This window comes from Acetobacterium sp. K1/6 (assembly GCF_034438075.1).
Lineage (GTDB): Bacteria > Bacillota > Clostridia > Eubacteriales > Eubacteriaceae > Acetobacterium > Acetobacterium carbinolicum.
Window position 1 is genome coordinate 1 of sequence record NZ_JAXQGA010000022.1, and the last position, 19,297, is coordinate 19,297.

General features: G+C 43.0%; 24 protein-coding genes. All 24 read left to right on the forward strand.

Going from position 1 to position 19,297, the window contains the following annotated elements; genetic code table 11:
- Window positions 1-93: 93 nt before the first annotated feature.
- Window positions 94-408, forward strand: a complete 315-nt coding sequence (locus U2P91_RS15230) for a toprim domain-containing protein (protein WP_256372228.1) — start codon at window positions 94-96, stop codon at window positions 406-408.
- A gap of 160 nt (window positions 409-568) precedes the next feature.
- Window positions 569-928, forward strand: coding sequence for a hypothetical protein (locus U2P91_RS15235; protein WP_111889569.1), 360 nt, complete (start codon window positions 569-571; stop codon window positions 926-928).
- A complete protein-coding gene (locus U2P91_RS15240; RefSeq protein WP_242988541.1) occupies window positions 925-2,868 on the forward strand; it encodes a VirD4-like conjugal transfer protein, CD1115 family in 1,944 nt (647 codons plus the stop codon). The genes U2P91_RS15235 and U2P91_RS15240 overlap by 4 nt, the downstream gene beginning before the upstream one ends.
- Before the next feature lie 39 nt (window positions 2,869-2,907).
- Window positions 2,908-3,159, forward strand: a complete 252-nt coding sequence (locus tag U2P91_RS15245; protein WP_322519952.1) for a hypothetical protein — start codon at window positions 2,908-2,910, stop codon at window positions 3,157-3,159.
- A 60-nt stretch (window positions 3,160-3,219) separates the two neighbouring features.
- A complete protein-coding gene (locus U2P91_RS15250; RefSeq protein WP_322519953.1) occupies window positions 3,220-3,477 on the forward strand; it encodes a hypothetical protein in 258 nt (85 codons plus the stop codon).
- 75 nt (window positions 3,478-3,552) lie between these two features.
- Complete coding sequence (locus U2P91_RS15255; RefSeq protein ID WP_322519954.1) at window positions 3,553-4,371, forward strand: conjugal transfer protein TrbL family protein; 819 nt, start codon at window positions 3,553-3,555, stop codon at window positions 4,369-4,371.
- A 29-nt stretch (window positions 4,372-4,400) separates the two neighbouring features.
- Window positions 4,401-4,628, forward strand: a complete 228-nt coding sequence (locus U2P91_RS15260) for a hypothetical protein (protein WP_111889573.1) — start codon at window positions 4,401-4,403, stop codon at window positions 4,626-4,628.
- A gap of 36 nt (window positions 4,629-4,664) precedes the next feature.
- Window positions 4,665-4,985, forward strand: coding sequence for a hypothetical protein (locus tag U2P91_RS15265; protein ID WP_322519955.1), 321 nt, complete (start codon window positions 4,665-4,667; stop codon window positions 4,983-4,985).
- A gap of 9 nt (window positions 4,986-4,994) precedes the next feature.
- The gene (locus U2P91_RS15270) at window positions 4,995-5,588 is read left to right on the forward strand and encodes a prepilin peptidase (protein ID WP_322519956.1); all 594 of its coding nucleotides are present in this window, start codon (window positions 4,995-4,997) and stop codon (window positions 5,586-5,588) included.
- A 14-nt stretch (window positions 5,589-5,602) separates the two neighbouring features.
- The gene (gene cpaB / locus U2P91_RS15275; RefSeq protein WP_322519957.1) at window positions 5,603-6,304 is read left to right on the forward strand and encodes a Flp pilus assembly protein CpaB; all 702 of its coding nucleotides are present in this window, start codon (window positions 5,603-5,605) and stop codon (window positions 6,302-6,304) included.
- A gap of 237 nt (window positions 6,305-6,541) precedes the next feature.
- Window positions 6,542-7,423 carry a hypothetical protein gene (locus tag U2P91_RS15280; protein ID WP_322519958.1) on the forward strand — a complete coding sequence of 294 codons (882 nt, stop codon included), beginning with the start codon at window positions 6,542-6,544 and terminating at the stop codon, window positions 7,421-7,423.
- Window positions 7,420-8,757 (forward strand): ATPase, T2SS/T4P/T4SS family, encoded by a 1,338-nt coding sequence (locus U2P91_RS15285; RefSeq protein ID WP_322519959.1) that lies wholly within the window; start codon window positions 7,420-7,422, stop codon window positions 8,755-8,757. The genes U2P91_RS15280 and U2P91_RS15285 overlap by 4 nt, the downstream gene beginning before the upstream one ends.
- Window positions 8,754-9,692: a hypothetical protein gene (locus U2P91_RS15290; protein WP_322519960.1), complete on the forward strand. Its 939-nt coding sequence runs from the start codon at window positions 8,754-8,756 to the stop codon at window positions 9,690-9,692. Before U2P91_RS15285 ends, U2P91_RS15290 begins: the two co-directional genes overlap by 4 nt.
- Before the next feature lie 17 nt (window positions 9,693-9,709).
- Entirely contained in the window at window positions 9,710-10,588 is an 879-nt protein-coding gene (locus U2P91_RS15295; protein WP_111889580.1) for a hypothetical protein, read from the forward strand.
- Between the two features lie 14 nt (window positions 10,589-10,602).
- On the forward strand, window positions 10,603-11,022 hold the full coding sequence (locus U2P91_RS15300) for a DUF4320 family protein (protein ID WP_322519961.1): 420 nt from the start codon (window positions 10,603-10,605) through the stop codon (window positions 11,020-11,022).
- Window positions 11,019-11,579 (forward strand): hypothetical protein, encoded by a 561-nt coding sequence (locus U2P91_RS15305; protein ID WP_322519962.1) that lies wholly within the window; start codon window positions 11,019-11,021, stop codon window positions 11,577-11,579. The genes U2P91_RS15300 and U2P91_RS15305 overlap by 4 nt, the downstream gene beginning before the upstream one ends.
- A gap of 51 nt (window positions 11,580-11,630) precedes the next feature.
- Entirely contained in the window at window positions 11,631-12,158 is a 528-nt protein-coding gene (locus tag U2P91_RS15310; RefSeq protein ID WP_111889583.1) for a hypothetical protein, read from the forward strand.
- Between the two features lie 108 nt (window positions 12,159-12,266).
- Complete coding sequence (locus U2P91_RS15315) at window positions 12,267-12,407, forward strand: hypothetical protein (protein ID WP_162624570.1); 141 nt, start codon at window positions 12,267-12,269, stop codon at window positions 12,405-12,407.
- 4 nt (window positions 12,408-12,411) lie between these two features.
- Window positions 12,412-13,335, forward strand: a complete 924-nt coding sequence (locus tag U2P91_RS15320; RefSeq protein ID WP_322519963.1) for a hypothetical protein — start codon at window positions 12,412-12,414, stop codon at window positions 13,333-13,335.
- On the forward strand, window positions 13,320-13,952 hold the full coding sequence (locus U2P91_RS15325) for a hypothetical protein (RefSeq protein WP_322519964.1): 633 nt from the start codon (window positions 13,320-13,322) through the stop codon (window positions 13,950-13,952). Before U2P91_RS15320 ends, U2P91_RS15325 begins: the two co-directional genes overlap by 16 nt.
- Before the next feature lie 41 nt (window positions 13,953-13,993).
- A complete protein-coding gene (locus U2P91_RS15330; protein WP_322519965.1) occupies window positions 13,994-14,860 on the forward strand; it encodes a Fic/DOC family protein in 867 nt (288 codons plus the stop codon).
- 124 nt (window positions 14,861-14,984) lie between these two features.
- Window positions 14,985-15,131, forward strand: a complete 147-nt coding sequence (locus U2P91_RS15335) for a hypothetical protein (protein WP_322519966.1) — start codon at window positions 14,985-14,987, stop codon at window positions 15,129-15,131.
- A gap of 129 nt (window positions 15,132-15,260) precedes the next feature.
- Window positions 15,261-15,794: a hypothetical protein gene (locus tag U2P91_RS15340; RefSeq protein ID WP_322519967.1), complete on the forward strand. Its 534-nt coding sequence runs from the start codon at window positions 15,261-15,263 to the stop codon at window positions 15,792-15,794.
- A 74-nt stretch (window positions 15,795-15,868) separates the two neighbouring features.
- The coding region (locus tag U2P91_RS15345) for an InlB B-repeat-containing protein (protein WP_322519968.1) at window positions 15,869-19,297 on the forward strand (3,429 nt) is incomplete at its 3' end.

Here is a 19,297-nt window from a genome sequence, read left to right on the forward strand (position 1 = left end):
TATTGGTTCTCCTTCATTTTATGGATTTAGTTTATATGACCTTAGTAAATCTGTCCAGTTAAGTATAGCCTATCCAAACGGCTAATTGGGGATATTACTCAGAATAAGGGTGATCACTACATTGCCCTTAATGGCGTAGCACATATTGGTCTGATTCACTATCTGAAGACACACCCGGAAATTGAGCATATTGTGACGTGTCTGGATAATGATGAACCCGGACATAAAAATACCCTGGAGCTGATTAATGCCGTTGAAGAAGTATTTCCAGGGAAGTACAACTTTGATCTTAAGATTCCGCCAGAACCGCATAAAGACTGGAATCAACTATTAGTAAGCATTTGCCAGGAGCGAGAAAACGCAGCCCTTCAAACCGAAGCAGAAGATGAGTGGGAGCGGGAAGCTTGAAGGAAATCTGTTTCCTCGGGAAACAGGAAATAAAAAAACAGATGATCAATGTTGATCTTGTTTCCTCGGGAAACAAGGAAATCTGGAAATGGAGGGTAGCGAATGTTATATTTTGATACCAGTTAGAATGAGCCTTGAAAATCGTGAAAAGGAGGTGTGATTGAAAATAAAAAAGATAATACTAATTCTATTGGTTGGCTTGGTTGCAGTCTTAACGAGTGGTTGTTTTATAACCGATGTAGTGACAGACATTTTTAAAAAGCCGGTAGTTGCCGGCAAATGGTACAACAAAGAATGCGACACCTACATTGCGCTTAAGGATAATGGAAATATTAACATGGAGGATGGTAAGGGCAATGTCAATACGGGAGAAACCTATGAAAAGGCTAAACGGGAAATTGTCTTCCATTTGGATAACACAATCAAGGCCAATGAAACGAAGAATGATTGGCTCATGCTGGAAAATATAAACGGAGCGTTAAATGATGTTCGGGGAACGGAATCGGCGGTGAAAATGTGAGATTAAAAATTGTTCGTGGATTGATGGCTGTCTTTGTCTTTGTGTTGCTGGCCATCGGAAGTCTGTTTTTTATACGGACTATTGATGGATTTATGACGGGACAGGGGATTTTACCCTTCAACGTCCCGTTAAAGGAAGTGTTTGACGCTGTAGTTGTAAGCGAGAATACATTTCACATGTATCTTTTGTGTCTGGCCTTTGCCCTGTTTATGGCAGTGGCTTTTTTTATTGGCCAAAGCAAAACCTATAAGAGTGAGCTGATCAGTATAACCCCGGATATTCAAACCCCCCGGCCGGCAGGACAGAATCAGCATGGTTCAGCCCGGTGGCTGGATCCCAACAAGAAGGATCGGGCCTTTGATTACGTGATCATTCGAAAGAATAATCCCTTTATTCAGTTTTTGTTACGCAGCGGAAAGGAGGAAAGAAGACAGATCAAAAAAGACAATTACTGGGTTGATAAAACCATCATGGAAAATAAAAAAAACTTCAAAATGGGTGGTTTAGTTTTGGGAAAAGATCGACAGGGATTACGAAATGAAAAGATCTACTTTATCGGGGAAGATGTTCACGGTTTAATTATCGGCGCTACCCGTTGCGGTAAAGGTCGAACTGTGATCCTGCAAACCATCGGACTGCTGGCAATGGCCAGAGAGTCACAAATCGTTTCGGATCCCAAAGGAGAGAACTATGATTACACGGCACCCTTTCTGAGAAAATGCGGGGTTGACGTATTCGCTCTGGATTTTAAAGATCCGCTTAAAAGTAATCACTACAACTTTCTTCAGTCGATTATTGATGCGGTTAAAACTGGAAATATGTCTCAGGCAATTGACTATGTCTGGGATATTACCGGGATGCTGGTCGGAGAACCGAAAGGTGAGAGATTATGGAGTAACGGTGAAGCCAGTATTATTGCCAGCTGCATTATGATTGTGGTCTTTGAAAACATGGATAATCCGGAGTATCAGAATCTGACCAACGTATTTTATTTCATAGCTGAGATGTGTAAAGCTCCCAAACAGGCGGACGAGATGATGTTGGCTAAATACATGAAGAAACTGAAAGTCGAGAATCCGACTCATCCGGCGTTGGGTTTAGTAGCGATTTCCGACATTGCCCCATCCAAAACCAAAGGTAGTTTTTACACCAGTGCCCTGACGACCTTAAAACTCTTTACTAATCCGCTGATTTATGAAATGACCCGGAAAACGGATTTTCGCCCCAAAGACATTGGCAGTCGACCGACGGCGGTTTTTATAATCTTGCCTGATGGCAAAACCACCTATTATTCGCTGGCTGCCCTGTTCTGTACCCAAGTCTACAGTGCGCTGTCGGACTTTGCGGATAAGCTGGGCGGACGCTTACCGGTTCGGGTTAATTATGAACTGGATGAGTTTGGAAACTTTACCAAGATCCCGGATTTTACGGCCCAGATTTCAGTGGGTGGCGGTCGGGGGATTCGCTATAACCTGTTTTTGCAGTCCATGGCCCAACTGGAAGAAAAATACGGTCGGGAGATTGCCCGGATCATCCGATCCAACTGTGAAACCTGGATATATCTTAAGGCCGAGGATCTGGAAACGCAAAAAGAGGTGTCGGAACGACTGGGGAAATATACCACCACATCCTATTCCCTGTCATCTTCACAGCAGCATTACACCACAAATTCCAGTCAATCGGTGAATCTGGTGGGACGGGAGCTGCTGACCGCCAATGAAATCAGTCGGATCCGACGTCCCTACAACCTGGTCACCAGTCGGAATGATCCGGCGATTATGACATCCCCGGACTTAGGTAAATGGTCATTTAATGACTTCTATGGATTAGGCAGCAAAGAACACAATCGTGTACTCCGGATGATCCGCAGCGATGCCAGACCAACCCACCAGGAGCATGGGATCCAATTATGGGGAATCTGGAAGCGCTATCAGATCTAAGTGAATGTTGAAACTTCTCAATGAAAGGAGGTGATGGCGATGCTAACAGAATTTGTATGGGTAACCGGATTAGTTAAACTTCTGACTGATGCATCCGTGGCACTGTACTTTATCTTACCGGGTTTGGCCTTGGTTATTATTGTCTGGAATGTAGTCAAACGGCTACAGGCTGATGATCACGAAAAAATAAAGTACAAAGAAAACATGAAAACAACACTGCTCTATTTGGTTATCGGAATGACGATCAATGGTTTTATCACCATGCTCTTAAGCTATTTCCCAAGCTCGTGAAGTTTGTTTCCCGAGGAAACACGGATAAAGAAATTAAAAAAAATTAAAAGGAGAAATTTAATGGCTTTAAAATTAAAAAATGTAAAAGAAGCGGTAGTTAAACCCTTTGTGCTATGGCATGCAAAGCTCTTAAGTAGCGAAGCTGAAGAAATGAACACCGATTCCGGCTCGATTGTTGAAGGTGCGGGGATGTGGATTGTCGGATTGATGGGTGTGGCACTGTTTCTGTATGCATTTCGGGATATCATTGGTAACACCATTATTCCGTCGATTAGATCAAACTTTCAGGCGTTGTTCTCGAACATCCCGACATCTTAAATGCATCGATTTAAAAAGAGCGGCTTCTATTTGGACCGTTCTTTTTCTTTTTAATCAAAGAGAGAAAGGAGAATTATGTATCCAATCTTTAAAAACTTTATCTTTGATGCAATTAACAATAGTGGGGTGATTACCGGCAGCATCAAAATTCTGGCTGAACAGGTGTTTTACATCGATAAATATATCGGAGATGCGTCGGGACTCGATTTGTCCACAGGGCTGACGCAAATCTTTTATCAGCTGGCACTGCTGCTATTGGTAATCAAGTTTTCTAAAAGCGGTTTTGAAACCTATATTACCTGGACTGGTGGTGATCCGGATAGCGATCCCATGGCGATGCTGCAACGAATGGTTAAAGCCGTGGTCATGATTGTGGCCTTCCCGATGCTCTATCAGATCTTTGCCCGGGTGTGTACCGGGGTCTTGTATGAAATTCTCAATAGTATGAATTCAAAGTTCCTATATGAAGAAAACTTTGTGAAAAGTCTGATCGAAGCGGGTATGGGGCCTTTTGCAGTGCTTTTTTTCTTTATCGGTGCACTGGTGCTCTATTTTCAAATGCTGGCCCGGGGTTTTCAGATGTGGATCATGCAGATCGGCTTTCCGTTGGCCTGTGTGGGAATGATAGAAAGTGATAATGGGGTGTTTGCCCCTTTTATGATGACCTTTTTCAAGGCCGGAATTACCACCATTATTCAGCTATCACTGTTGTCCTTGTCCTATATTCTGATGGCTACCGGTGATTTTGCGATTGGTTTTAGTGCCCTGGCAGCGGGGATTACCACGCCGGCGCTACTCCAGCAGTTTATGGTTCATGCCGGCAATGCGAATTTATCGGGAAAGGCGTTAACCATTGCCCGAGTCACGGAGGTGGCGGTGCGGTCAGTAAAATAAGAACAGAAAATTGCGAAGAAAGGAGTCGTATGGAAACCATTGATTATTTTGCAGATCTGAATAATATCTACGGCCTACTGCTCACCTTGATCAATGTTGGTGTTGTCTTTCGGGTGGTTTATTGTATTACCCATATGATTCATTCCCCTGATGAAAGAGGGGTGTATGTAAGGCGGATCAGGCACGTTTTAATCTTCTGTGTCATTGCCAATACCCTGATCCCATTTCGGGATGTGATTCTGGCTTATATCACATAAAACTGTTTCCTCGGGAAACAGGGAAAGGAGGAATTGATGGAAAATCACGAAGAATTGTACATCCCGATGGGGATTAAAGCCAACCGCCAGGTGATTGAGGGGATGGAAGTGAAGGAAGTTTTTCTGATGGGGGTGATGGTGTGCATCACCGTCATACTATGTGCGCTTTACTATGTGACTTTTGCCGATCCTATTGGAACATTTTTCGGTGCTTTGGCGATTATGTTGTCTTCCTATCTGGTGCTAAAAAAAAGCGAGAAAGATAATCAATCTTTTTTGGATATGCTGCAACATATTTTTAGCTATTACCGTGGCCGTAAACACTATGCCTACATCCATCTTAATGAGTGGGAATAGGAGGGCCATATGGGAGCGTTAGGATTTGGTGGCGTTTTGGGTTGCTGGTTCCTGATGGGATCGGTATTAAAAAGGCAGTTTGAAAAGGCGTTTTTATCCACTGCATTCATTGTGGCAACGCCTTTATTATTTTTATTATTGGTGATTGATGATCCGGTGATTATTTTACGCACCGGATTATTTTGTTGTCTGATGTTTTACATCGGATACTTTGATTTTAAAACAAAGACCATTCCCCGATTTGTCCATCCCCTGATTTTATTAGTGGGATGCATCGGAATCAGCGGAGAATGGTTAGTAAAGCAGGCCATCCCCGGGGCATTGACCCTGGGTATTCTGATGGCAGTTTCTAGCTGGCTGATTAAGCGAATCACCAGACAGGATCAGGCCATTGGCTTAGGGGATGTTAAGCTTGTCACCGTTTGTGGGTTTTATCTGGGCTGGGATGCCGGCGTAACCGGTCTGATGATCGGATTACTCTTAAGTATCCTATGGTCCCGGACCAGGCATCTTAAACGCAATGAAATGTTTGCCTTTGCGCCGTTTCTATGCTCGGGTTTTATGATTGCAGTAATGTTACTAGAAAGGAAGGTGTATCTGTGAAAAATGGAGGGAAGATGCTCATTGGTTTTTTTGTGGTTGTCTTTGCGCTGTTGTTGTCTTGGGTGATTGTGCCCATGGGCACGGGCATGATTGGCAATACAACAACGATTGTACGGGTCAAAGAAACCATCCGGGTGGGGGATCAACTCACCGAACGGAATGTTGAGGAAGTGGAGGTTAGCGGATACAATTTACCGGCTAGCGCCATCAAAAGTAAGAATGAGGTCATTGGCAAGTATTCCACCGCAAAGTTGGAATCGGGAGACTATGTACTGCAAAGCAAGCTGGTTAATGACATGATCACCAGTGGAAACTATATGAGTGCCCTGGATGGCGGAAAACAGATTGTGTCAGTGACGATAAAAGACTTTGCCAATGGAATTTCCGGAAAACTCATGCCCGGGGATGTGGTGATGATTTTAAATAATGCCGAAGCAGCGGGGAACCGTAGCACGATTTATCCGGAACTGCAATATGTGAAGGTACTGGCGGTGACCACCCAAACCGGGGTGGATATGGGTGGAGAAAAATTATCAGATGATACCGAGCTGCCGGCGACGGTGACGCTGCTGGTCAATAAAGCCCAGGCGCAGCTGCTTACCGGACTTGAAAAGAATGGAAATATTGTCTTTGCCCTGATGTATCGGGGAGATGAGGACACGGCCAACCAGTTTTTACAAAAGCAGGAAGAAGTTTTTAAGGCCGGGGGTATTTAATCTGTTTCCTCGGGAAACAGGAAATGAAGGATTGGACGATATACAGTCTTGTTTCCTCGGGAAACAAAATGATCAGGAAACGGAGGATTTTATGGAGCAAAGTCAGGAAACAGCAAGTAACTATGTGGGAATGTCTTGTGATTTTCAAAGATTGAATAGATTTATAAAAAAAGAACAGATAATTTTCATCGATCCGAAGGGCGAGAATAACCTAATACTTAAAAAGGAGGCGACACTATGGAAGTAATCACCGTATGGGGATCCCCGGGCGGGGGAAAAACCACCCTCAGTCTGGAGCTGGCCAAGCATATCAGTGAAAAAACAAAGGAAAACGTCGTGCTGATATTCACCGAGGATCAGGCTAGTCCTTTATCCTATCTCTTTCCCAGTCTCAATAAGGAGGGCGGCTCCCTGGGAAAGATCATTACCATGGCCGGGTTTGACCAGGAAGAACTGCTAAAAACGTTGGTCAATCACCCCAAGAATAAATACCTGGCCTTTTTGGGATATCGTAGTGAGGATTCCAAACGCAGTTATCCGGAGGTGGTGGAACCCCAGGTGATTGACCTGTTTGTCACCCTGGGCCAGAAATTCAAGTATGCCATTATCGATGGACTATCCGATTTTCATAACGATTGGATTACCCAGTATGGTTTACGTTATGGAAGTTGTGTCATGGTTGGCGGTGGCGATTTAAAAAGCATTGCCTTTTTTAATGGAACCACCGCCATGCTCCAGGACTTTACCGGGTTTAGAGATAACGTTGTCCGGGTGTTGAATAACCCCTGGGACTTTGATTCATGGCTGTTGGTTGGTGATAAATACGGGGGTGTCAGTTATTCCTTCCCTTATAGTATGGATATTCAGATGGCTTATCTGGAGGAAACATCCATCAAGTCGCTTAAACAAACAAAACGGAATCGGGAGTTTGTAGACGCACTCAGTCAGTTAAGTTTGGAGCTGATCCAGGAAGAAGAAAGAGCAGATCAGAAGACTAAAAAAAGAAAATCGGGAAATCAAAAAAAACGTCCTAAAAATGAGCGCATTAAAAAAGAAAAAATGCCGAAAAAAAAGCTTTTCAAATTTCCGTTTAGAAAAGCGAAGGAGGAAACCGAATGAACAACCAATATAAGCGCAATCAGGAATTGCTTGATCTGATTGGACGCATTCAGCAGTATATCAGCCGAACTAATTCCAAGGCTTTAGGTGATGTGAAAAAAAATGAAGCGTTGATTAAGAAAGATATTCGTAAGTATATTGAAGATCATCGTGTGTTAATCGATGGATACACCAGTATTGAGCTGCTTAACCGCATCTTTTCAGAAATGGGCGAATATGGGATCTTAACGCCATATTTGAAAAATGAGGATATGGAGCTGGAGGAAATTAATATCAATGGATATGACAGTGTGGTGCTGCATTATAAAAATGGTGATGTGGTTCGTGCCCCGGAAACTTTCCTGTCAGCCGAATCGGCTAAAAACATCATGATCCGGTTATTGTTTCAGCAATCAGAAAAAACCTTATCAGCTGCGACACCGATTGTGACCGGATTTTTAAAAAATAATATTCGAATCACGGCAACCTGTCCACCGATTATCGATGAGGAACGGGGCGTCCAGGCATCGATCCGTTTTGTCAATCCCAGCAAACTAAGGCGGGATGATTTAATCAGAAAGGAAACCCTGACAGATGAGATGTTTGATTTTATAAATCTGTGTATTTCCAGTGGCTTGAGTGGGGTTGTGGCCGGATCGACCAGCTCCGGAAAAACCACCTTTTTAGATGGACTGCTCGGAGATGTTGAAAAACGCAAGCGGATCATTTCAATTGAAGAAGAAGTGCGGGAGCTGGATTTAATAACCCGGGATGAAAATGGGGTTCCCGATAATAACATTGTCCATTGGAAAACCCATGGGACGATTAACTCAAGAATGTTATTAAAAACAGCGCTAACCTGTGATCCCGATATTATTGTCCCCCAAGAAATGAAAGGGGAAGAAGCGTATGCAGCCCAGGAAGCAGCCCGAACCGGCCATGCGGTTTTGACAACCACCCATGCCAACTCCTGCCGGGCAGCCTATACCCGGATGCTGACTCTGTGTATGGAGGACTCGACCCTTGAAGATAAGGTGCTGTATCGACTGGTAAGCGAAGCCTTTACCATTGCCATATTCTGTAAACGGCTGGATGATTATTCCCGAAAAGTCATGGAGATTACCGAGTGTATCGTTGATGAGCATGGAAATTCAAACTTTAGGACCCTGTATGACTATGAGATTGACAGCTCGGAAAAAATTTCAGATACAAAAACAATTATCAAAGGCCATTTTGTCAAGCGCAGCAACATATCAAAAAGTCTCCAACAATGGCTGATTACCAATGGCGTCCCGACTCGTACCCTGGAGCGTTTCATTGATGAGTCGTTAAGCGAGGGGGGTAAGGCTTTATGAACGGGATAAGCTTTCTTATTTTTACGCTGCTGATTGTGGGGTTGTGCCTGCTATTTAATGTGTCACCTTTTGAGCTGACAAGCCGGCTTATGGATCGGATTGTCAATGATAAGAGCGATATTCAATCGGTGATTAAAAAGACCGTCCGGAAAGACCGTCGAACGCCATTTCAGGGACTGACCACAACCATCCGGGAAGCCCAGCTGATTTTAAAAACAACCAATCGGGAAAGTGTCTTTACGATCCTGGTCATGGCTGCGACGATTTTGTTTATTGTGGGTCTGATCCTCGGATTAATGATGGAAAACATCTTGTTATCAGCAGTGCTTGGCGTTGGTCTGGCCTTGTTCCCGTTCTGGTACATCAAGCTGGCAGAAATAACCTATCGGAAGGAATTAAACGATGAGCTTAACAAAACACTGTCGATCATCACCACATCCTACAGTCGATCACACAATATCGTCAAAGCGATTGAGGAAAACTTGCACCATATCAATCCGCCACTGTTACCGGTATTTGAAGCCTTTGTCTTTGATATCAGTTATATCACGGCGGATATTCCGGGGGCATTGCTGGAGATGAGTGAAAAGATCGATAACCAGATTTATAAGGAGTGGTGCCGGGCGGTGATTGCCTGCCAGGACAATCCCAATCTGATTGAAACGCTGCCGGCGATTGTTCGTAAATTTACGGATATCAAAGAAGCCAATGACGACTTTGGAACGGATATGCATACGCCTTTAAGAATTGTTGGCTCTATGGTATTTATCAATGTTGGTGTGCCGGTTCTTTTTTATTTCATCAATAAGGATTGGTATCGAGGACTGATGTATTCATGGGGTGGTAAGATCATTCTGGCCGTTGTTCTGACAATGGTTTTTATCTCGATTAATGCTGCTATTAAAGATATCAAACCCATTGAATACAGCCGATAGCAAAAGGAGGTTAGATAATGAATAATACGGCCTATTTAATCAGTCTTGCAATACTCTTTGGTTATGGGTTATTCCAGTTGGTTGGTGGAATTTTTGATGTGCCATCCCATCGTGAGATTAAAACAATCATGGCAGTCGGCAGAAAAAAGAAAGAGAAGGTCAATGTTCTGGATGCCTTTGTCTTTAAGGTATCCCATTTGATCATTCCCTATGTTCGGATCAATCCTTATAAACGTAAAAATATGAGCAATGCCCTTAAATCCCTGGGATCGCTGGATACACCGGAAATGGTCTATGGCCGGGCTTTTGTAGAGTCTGCTATCTATGCAGGCGTTGGTTTAATTCTGGTGTTTGTTCATCCGATTTTCACATTGATTCTGCTTTTCTATGCGATACAGCGGTTCTCGACCCAAATTGGAAAAATTGATCAGTTGATGCGGATACGTCGTGAAAAAATCGAATGGGAATTACCCCGTTTTGTCAATACCGTGCAACAGGAAATTAAAAAACGACAGGATTTGCTGGCGATTCTCATTGATTTCCGTAAAAACTCTGATGGAGAACTGGGTGAAGAATTGGAAATAACCATCGCCGATATGAAAACATCGGATTATGAAAATGCCATTTCTCGGCTGGATGCCCGGGTGGTCAGCTCGCTTTTATCGGATGTGACTCAGGGGTTAATTGCGGTGTTGCGGGGGGATGATATTGTTTCCTACTTTGAACAGTTGGGGATTCAGTTGCGGTCTTTTGAAAAGAACCGGTTGAAAAAGGAAATGAACCGGCGACTGGAAAAAATAAAAAAATACCCCTATATTTTACTTTTTACATTTTTGCTCATGGTTGTCTATGCCGTTGGTTATGACATCATGACCACACTGCCAAGTATTTTTTAGAAAGGAGGGTTCAAGTGAAAGGTAATCAAGTGAAGGTTGACAAAGGTTCAGCCATATTGGAATTTTCGATATTCTTCCTATTGGCGATGTTTGTTTTAACCCTGATGTTGGGAGTTCTACCGGTATGGACTCAATATCAGAAGCTAAACTACATCGCCCATGGAGTCTTACGGGATGCCGAGCTGGTGGGAAATACTGGGAATACAGTAATGGATACTTATGAAGATTTGCAGGCAAAAACCGGACTAAAAACAAAAGAAATCAGTTTTAACGGAACAAAGTATATCGGCGGATCGAAAAATGTCCAGATTAATGATCCCATTCAGGTTACAGTGAAATCTGATTTTTCATGGTTTAGTAGTTTTATCGGGGATGGTATCACCATTGAACTGGTGGCCCCTGCCAGTGGACGAAGTGGGGTGTACTATAAATGATGGCATTGGCGAAGTTGTTAAAAAAAACGGATGCTGGAATGTCCATTCCCATGGTTGCGGTATTGTTATTTATTCTGTTAATGCTGTTTTGTGCAATGTATGAATATTTAAGGTTTTTCTCTATTTTCATCCAGTTGGATCAGGTGGTGGAGCAGTCGGTTCAGGGCGTAGCGATGGAAAACTGGGACGAGGTCTATCAGGGTGTCCGGGAAGGTTATGCCGGAACATACACCAAGGCTGAGTTGACGGATGACTGGGAAGAAGTGATGAACCGTGAACAGATCCTTGCTCAAATGAAAAAAATGATCGACTTTAAAGTGGATGGCAATACCTGGGTCAAGGAGGATGATGCCGGCAATGTATTGTTTTCCTTAAAACCAAAGGATACAACGGTGAAAATCACCAACACCCAGCTGGCAGCAGCGGAAGGGGATGCCCTTACCGTCGAAACCACCAATACCATCACGGTGCCCTGGCGGTTTTTGGGAGCCATGTTTAACGCTCCCCCGATTGTGGTGGAGCGGGTAACGGTATCTGGTTATACGCCAAAGTTTTAGCAGTGCATTAAAAAATAAAAATCCAGAAAGGTTGGGAGGGAAATAAATGTGATGAATAACATAACGGAATTAAAGACGATGGTTCAGATAGAGGTAAATGAGGATACACCTTGTTTACTGGCAAAAACAAAACCGCTGGTTGATATTTTAAATGAGATTCAACCCAATGATTACTGGCATACGGATTATTTTCATGCTCCATTTAACGAAAAAGACATGAAGCCGATCCTGATTAAAGGTCTGCACTACCTGGAAAGATTTCAGAAACACTATATAGAACGCTGTTACGAGGAAAAAATAATAGCCCCTTACTACACGCGGGAGATGATGGGACGTCAGTTTATGATGGCCTGTAAAGCTCTGATGGCCATTGAAACCGGCCACTATAAAGATGCATACCATCGTTTATGGTATTGCATCGACGGCTTCAGCGGTTTAAATAATACCAATCCAACCATCAATTTAAACGAGTATTTAATCTATCGTTCTTTAATCAGTTGTTTTATTCAATCACTACTGAAACAGGAAATGGTGATTAAAAAGGAAAAATCTGATAGCTGGAGAAAAATATTTGGATAGGATGCTGATTAAAATTCAGTTGATTGTTTTAAGGAAGTTTGTTTCCTCGGGAAACAAAATTGGAGCCGGAAACAGATTAAAATCAAATAGGTGAATAGGAGTGAGATAATGATCATTGTTTTTATATTGCTAACGGGAATTGTCGTGTTTGAAGCTGTTTGGTTAAAGCGATTAAAAAAAGAGATTGAGCGAAAGGAAGTAAAAATAAATATGCTTGAATGTGCTATAATAAAACTTAAAAAGGGGTAATGTTATGAGAGTTATTCTTGATGATAACGGGTCATCGAAGGAATCACTTCAGTTTTTTTCTGATCATATTGATGATTTTAAACCAGTAAAAAAGTTGGTCGTTTTTCTTGACAGTGAAAATTTTATTTTTACTGAATACGAAATGAAGCGGTTAAATGTAAATATGGTTCTTGAAAATTGGAATGGTGACCAGATGCATTTGAAAAATCTAAACTGTGGCTACTATGGCAGTGGCCCAGGAGGAACACTTGAAGTGATATTAAAACTGGGAATTACGGACTTAAAAAGTTTTGAATATAACCACTTAGGGCATCCAGGTATCGAGATTTTATTCCGGGAGGATGGAACAGTTAAGGATATAATCAATTCACAAAATGCGATTTTTTATTACCATCAAGCACGAGAATATAATGAAGTTCGACTGGGTCGGAAATACATACTTGTAAATACGATTTCTCAAAAAATTTATATCCGAAACCCTCAGAAGATATGTACTAAAGGGCTATTAACTTTGATCGATCACTCGGAATTTGAATCCATGGAATATTGGTTGGGAGATGAAAGTCCGCTTGAAGATCGCTTCAGAGCAAGCGATTATTTTGAAGGAGCAAATCAGTATAATGAACTAACTTTTGGTGCTGACGAAGTAAATCTAGTACTCAATGGCAAAAATTATAAGATTTGCTGTCTGGTTGCTAAAAGTGAGCTGATTGATTTAATTAATTGTATCTGGCTTTATCTTAATGGTGAAAAAATTCTTGATGATAATATTATCTTCAAGAAAAATAATTTTTACGATGTAAAATCAGGAGTCAGCTTTTTCGGAAAAATAGGTTGGAGCATTGGTTCAAAATTATCTGAAAACTGTATTTACAGAAAAATTGAAAAGCGAGATGAGCCGGGTGATAAACAATGGTTGATGTCCTGATTACGGTAGCGGTCGCCTTAGTTACTACTTTGGTAACGGTTTATTCTCAAGATCGTTTATCGGGATTTCTTCATAAAAACCAGAGAAAACGAGAATATGATAATTCAGAATTTCCTACAATAGTTCAGTGTGGGCGTCATGATGATAAATACATAAAGGATTTGTGGAAAAAGCCTAATCCAATGAATCAGATTAAAATTGTCGTCAAGCTGGAAAAGAAAAATGACCGAGAATTTGCATCTGAGAAAGACGTTTTTTATCAAGAATGTTCAGAGAAAGAACTTGATGTCAAAAATGACTTAGAAAGCCTTGATCATAGTGAAGAATTAAAAATAATAGCGATTGAGAATAACACAAGAAAAACATTCAATCTGATTCGCATTACTTGTCTTGGTGAATCGTATTCTCCGATTGAGTTTAGTAATTTGGATTCTAAGGTGCTCACATCAAATACCAATATGATAATCGTTATCGAAGGATATAAAAGTGATTTAAATAACTTGGTTCTTCTTGACCAAAGTAATTATATCATTTTTGACTTTACATCAGTTAGGATTGGTGACAGTTCGAAGCGTAGTACACATTTAGCCAACAGTTTCCTGAACAAGTATAGTTGAAAAGTTAGAGTTTGAGATAATAAAAAAACGAGGGTGATAAAATGACGGATCAGAAATATAATGGAACCTATCAAGTGATCGAAGAAACAAAGGATCGAAGCCAAAAAGAAAAATACTGGAATATCGGTTTTGGACTGAATAAGATCGATCAGCTAAACCCTTCCGAATATCTGACCAATGAATTACTGCCGGATCATTTCAGTGGGAAGCTTTCTTATCAGGAAGTTGAAAATGCCCTGGTCAACCATTATCAGACATTGCCGGAAGATGACCAGGTAAAAGGCGAGCGAGAATGCGACATTGTATCGACACGGATTGCTTCTCTGTTGGATAACGCTGGGTTTGTTCTAAGTCCGGTATCGCTTAAAGGCATTCATCGGTATCTCTTTAACAATATCCTGCCGGCGGAATGGGTTGGTGTTTTCAGGGAGAAAAATATCTATAAAAAAGAGCCGGTTCTAGGCGGTGAGAGCGTTTCTTATGCTAATTATTTCATGATTGAAGATACCCTGGCTTATGATTTTGAGACAGAAAAAAAGAAAAATTACGTCAACATGGACAATCAGCAAAAGATCAGAAGTATATGCAGTTTTACTTCTTCCATCTGGCAGGTGCATCCCTTCCGGGAAGGAAACACCCGAACGGTGGCGGTATTTATGGTTCAGTATTTAAACGGCTTGGGTTTTCAGGTGAATAATGATCCTTTTGAAGAAAATGCGCTTTATTTCAGAAATGCCCTGGTTCGAGCCAATTATAGCAATCACGTAAAAAACATCAGTCATACCGATGCATATCTAGTCAAGTTCTTTGAGAATCTGCTCTTTGATCAGGATCATCCACTACTCAATCAGGAAATGCAGCTTATTTTTGAAGATGAAAAAGAAAATGACTGGGAGCCGGGAATGTAGTTTTGTTTCCCGAGGAAACAAAATTAGAACAGGAAACAGCGTAATAATAAAATAATGGGATTAACAGAAGGGAACAATTTACGGATTGTTCTTTTTTTATTGATTAAAAAGAAGGAGTGAAGCCATGCAAATGTTATTGATCGGTTTTGGTTTAATCACGGTAGTTGAAGGGTATCTCATTGTTAAACAACGTAGACTGCTGGATAAAAAGGAGCTGATGATTAATCGGTTGGAAACAGGGATTGAAAAAAGAAAACAGCCTGCTGGATAAATGTTTCCGATGGGAAAGAAATTTGTCGGCAATAAAAATAAATTTAAAAATATTGCAATTAAACCTTGACAGGAAGTTGATTATGGTGTATTCTGATATAATTTTTAGATGATGAAAGAGAGAGGTAAAATGATGAAAACAAATGTAGCAGCTTTAACCACCTGGTTGGCAAAAACAACGTTGAAACAGCGGATCGTTCTTGGTATTGGCGGAGTCCTGATGACTGGCATGATTGGCCTTGGCATTTATACACTTTTACCCAATAATACAGATACCTGGCAGTCCACTACTGATGAAAAAACGGTGAAGGTCCAGGATATCAATACCGAAAAGACAACGGCGGTAACCACCACCCCGGTGGAAAGCAAGGTCGTTGAGGCCCAAACCGTGACCAATGACAACAGCACCGTGGTCGAAAGCAATGTGACCACCGTTAATACCCCGGCAATCGCATCAGAGCCGGTCTACACCAGTGAAGACACTGGCGGACATTATGAAGCACCCCAGGATACCTATGTTGAACCAGTCTATGAAGAACCAGCTTATGAAGCACCGGCAGCGGAGAGCAGCGGTGGGGGATGGAATGGTGATTTAGGGGCTACAGAGGGTGATTCAACCGGAAATCCTTGGAGTGATGGATCTGGAACAGGGGTAAGTAATTAGTAACGAATAACAAAGAAGTTTAAAGAACAATCCGAAAATTGTTCTTTTTTTATGCAGAAAATAAGGAGGAATGAATGGACATGCTTATAAAAAGTCGGCTCAGGTCACTGTTGTTAGTGGCGCTGATTACATTACTAACAGGTTTTTTGTGGGGAATGACGCCCATGGTGGCCCGGGCTGAAGATAATTCCAGTACCGTGCCCGGGAATCCGACCTATACCGAAGATGCTTTCTACTACAGTGACCAGTATATGTGGAAGGCATCCTTATTCGTGGCCAAGTCGGATACGGTCAATAAGGATTCATCCAACATGAATGAGTTTTACCGGATTGGGAATCAGGCTGTTTATCTGACCCCGGTTTCCAATTGGAATGGATGGGCTGGCGGATCCCGACCATCGAACATCTCCGGATTGTTCTTTTCCAAGGAAAACAAGGTAGACACTCTGCTGGAGCTCCAGAGCAAAGGCGGGGATGTGAATGCTTTGGATCCAGTTCAGCTTGCATCAGGTAGTGGTATTTATTTATTAAAGCCTCCTGTACAACCACCTTATGTCCCGCAGCTCAGTGATGGCGATATTTATGATAATGGCGTTATTTATGGGGATTCAGTTGGCAGCATTACTAAGGTAGTTAGTTATTTTAATAGCCTTGAAACCATGAATACACTAATAAATTTTTATGCCGGGAAGCAAGGGGTTTCCAAGGAAGACCTTGTCAAAAATCTGGAGTTTACCATTGATGGCGAAACCCGGACCGGCTGGAATCCAAAAGGGATTTTACCCGATGCGATCAGTGACAACCCCACCAATCAGGTGGAATGGCTGATCGTTTATGAGCCGGTATCAATTGTTTATGTGAAGGATACAGCCCATCCGGGATCTTATTATGGTTATGCCTTATCAGCCACTGATTTTGCAGTTTCTCAGATCAAACACCAGATGGACTGGCGTTATGATGAAACCCGTTGGACGGCCTGGGCCGGACAACAGGCGGATGCCTGGAAGCCTAATGCCAATCGGCAGCATGTCTCCCGGTTGGCCTTTCTGTTGATGGGAAACTCGGTGATTACGAATAATACCTGGTATGGTTTGGCAGCCGGCTCCGGGGTGGATCAGAACGCTGCTATTCCGTTTAATCGCTGGTTTAGCGATCAACAGACTAAGTACGGCGGTTGGGGTATGTCCCGCTGGATTAAACCAGCCGAATACAATAAGCCCCGGGATAACGATTTTCGGCCCAATACCGATGTTATTTTAAGCACACCGGTTTACTCCAATATCAATGCGACACCCGGGAGTGAGCTGACGGTGACCTATAAGATCAACGGCGAAGTGATCGGTACCGATACGCTGATAGCTCCAATGAAAACCGAGTCCTACAGCTATATCAAATGGCATACTCCGGATGTCAGTACAGTAACCAGCTATGATCTGGAAATGTCGATCTCACCCTATCCGGAAGGGACCATCAATTGTGGTGGGAATGAGTATACCCATCGAACGCTGACGATCCGGCCACTGGAGGAAAGTACGCCACCGGATCCGAAGGTGGGAGATACGATGCCAACCGATCTGCCGGCCAACCTGGTACCGCCAACCAGTGTACCCGGGGAAGATACGGCTGATGAAACGGTAGCGCCGGTGATCAAATCGGTCAAGGCCGTCACAGAAGCACCCTACTATAAGAATGAAACGGTCAAAATTGAAGTGGTGACCAATCGGGCCACCAAGAACCTGACATTTACCAATACGGATAGTGGTGTCGGGAAACAATTTGGATCCGATTCCCTGGGTGACGGAATGCTGATCAGCCGGTCGGTGAATGAGCTTTCAAATGAAATTGTCTGGACGATTGAGTTTGTTCCGGCCAATCTGGGAACCAATCATTATGCGTTTAAATCCATCAATGCTGCTGCCGGCGAAAGCGAAGTGTATGCATTTGATGTGGAGGTCGTGGTGGATCCGGATCTCCCGGTTATCTATGATGTGCTGATCAATCCGGTTCAGGCTTTATATACCTTGTATGAAGAAGTGGTTAAAACACCACTAATCTATGAGGTTTACTTTAATACCAACGGCGGGAATGAAATGGGTGCCCAGAGCGCCGAATATAACACCCTGCTGACGGAGCCGGGCCAACCGACCCGGGAAGGATATTCGTTTATAGGATGGTTTAAAGATCCCGGTTTTGCTTACCCCTGGAATTTTGAATCGGATCGGATTATGGGGGTCACCACACTCTATGCGAAGTGGGAAATAAACACCTATTTCGTCCATTTTGATCCCCAGGGAGGTTCAGACACCTTCAGCCCGATTACGGCGGAATATGGGGCAAATATCGAGGAACCAACACCCATTCCAACTCGCAGCAACTATGTGTTTCTGGGGTGGTATAAGGATATCGGATGCAATACGCCGTGGAACTTTACCGAAGACACCATCACCGGCGATACGACCCTTTATGGGAAGTGGGATGCCACGGCCTTAACAGTTACATTTGATTCCCAGGGCGGAAGTGTGGTTGGTTCAATCAGTGCTGATTACAATATGATGATCTCCTGCCCGAGCGACCCATTCAAGCCGGGCTTCACTTTTAAAGGCTGGTATCAGGACGCAGCGTGTAACGCCGTCTGGACATTTGCCAGTGATCGGGTACAGTCCGATTTAACGCTGTTTGCCAAGTGGGATGTTAATCTTTATACGGTGAGCTTTGATTCCCTGGGCGGAAGTGCCGTGCCGGCGCAGACAGCGCAGAATGAGTCGGTCACAGCGAAGCCGGTTGATCCGATCAGAAGCGGGTACTCGTTCGGTGGTTGGTTTAAGGAAGACGCCTGCATCAATGCCTGGGATTTTGGGGTTGATACAGTCACTCAAGATACGACCCTATTTGCCTTATGGACAGCGGATGAAGCAGCGATTGAATTTGTCACGAACAACGGAACCGATGTACCCAAAATGGTTGGTGCCACGGATCGGGAAATTCTCGATACCTGTATGCCGATCACGGTCCGGGACGGCTATACCTTTAATGGCTGGTTTGCCAGTGCTGATTTCAGTGGGGATGTCGTGACAGCACTACCTGATAAATATCCGGTCGATGGTTTAACTTACTATGCGAAATGGGAAGCCAACCCATCGGTGATTAGTTTTGAAGAAAATGGTGGAACGGAAATACCGGATTTAAATGGTGTCACCGATCAGGAAATAAATGATCGAACCATGCCGGTGCAATACAGAGTTGGTTATACGCTAAAATGGTTTATAGAAGCTGATTTTTCCGGTAAAGAAGTCAGTGAGCTGCCAGAAAAATACCCGGTTGATGGGATTACCTATTATGCCAAATGGGAAGCTAACCCATCGGTGATTAGTTTTGAAGAAAACCAGGGATCAGCAACACCGGATCTAAATGGTGTCACCGATCAGGAGATCACTGATCGAACCATGCCAGTGATTACTCGTGACGGGTACACACAAAAAGGCTGGTTTAAAGAAGCTGATTTT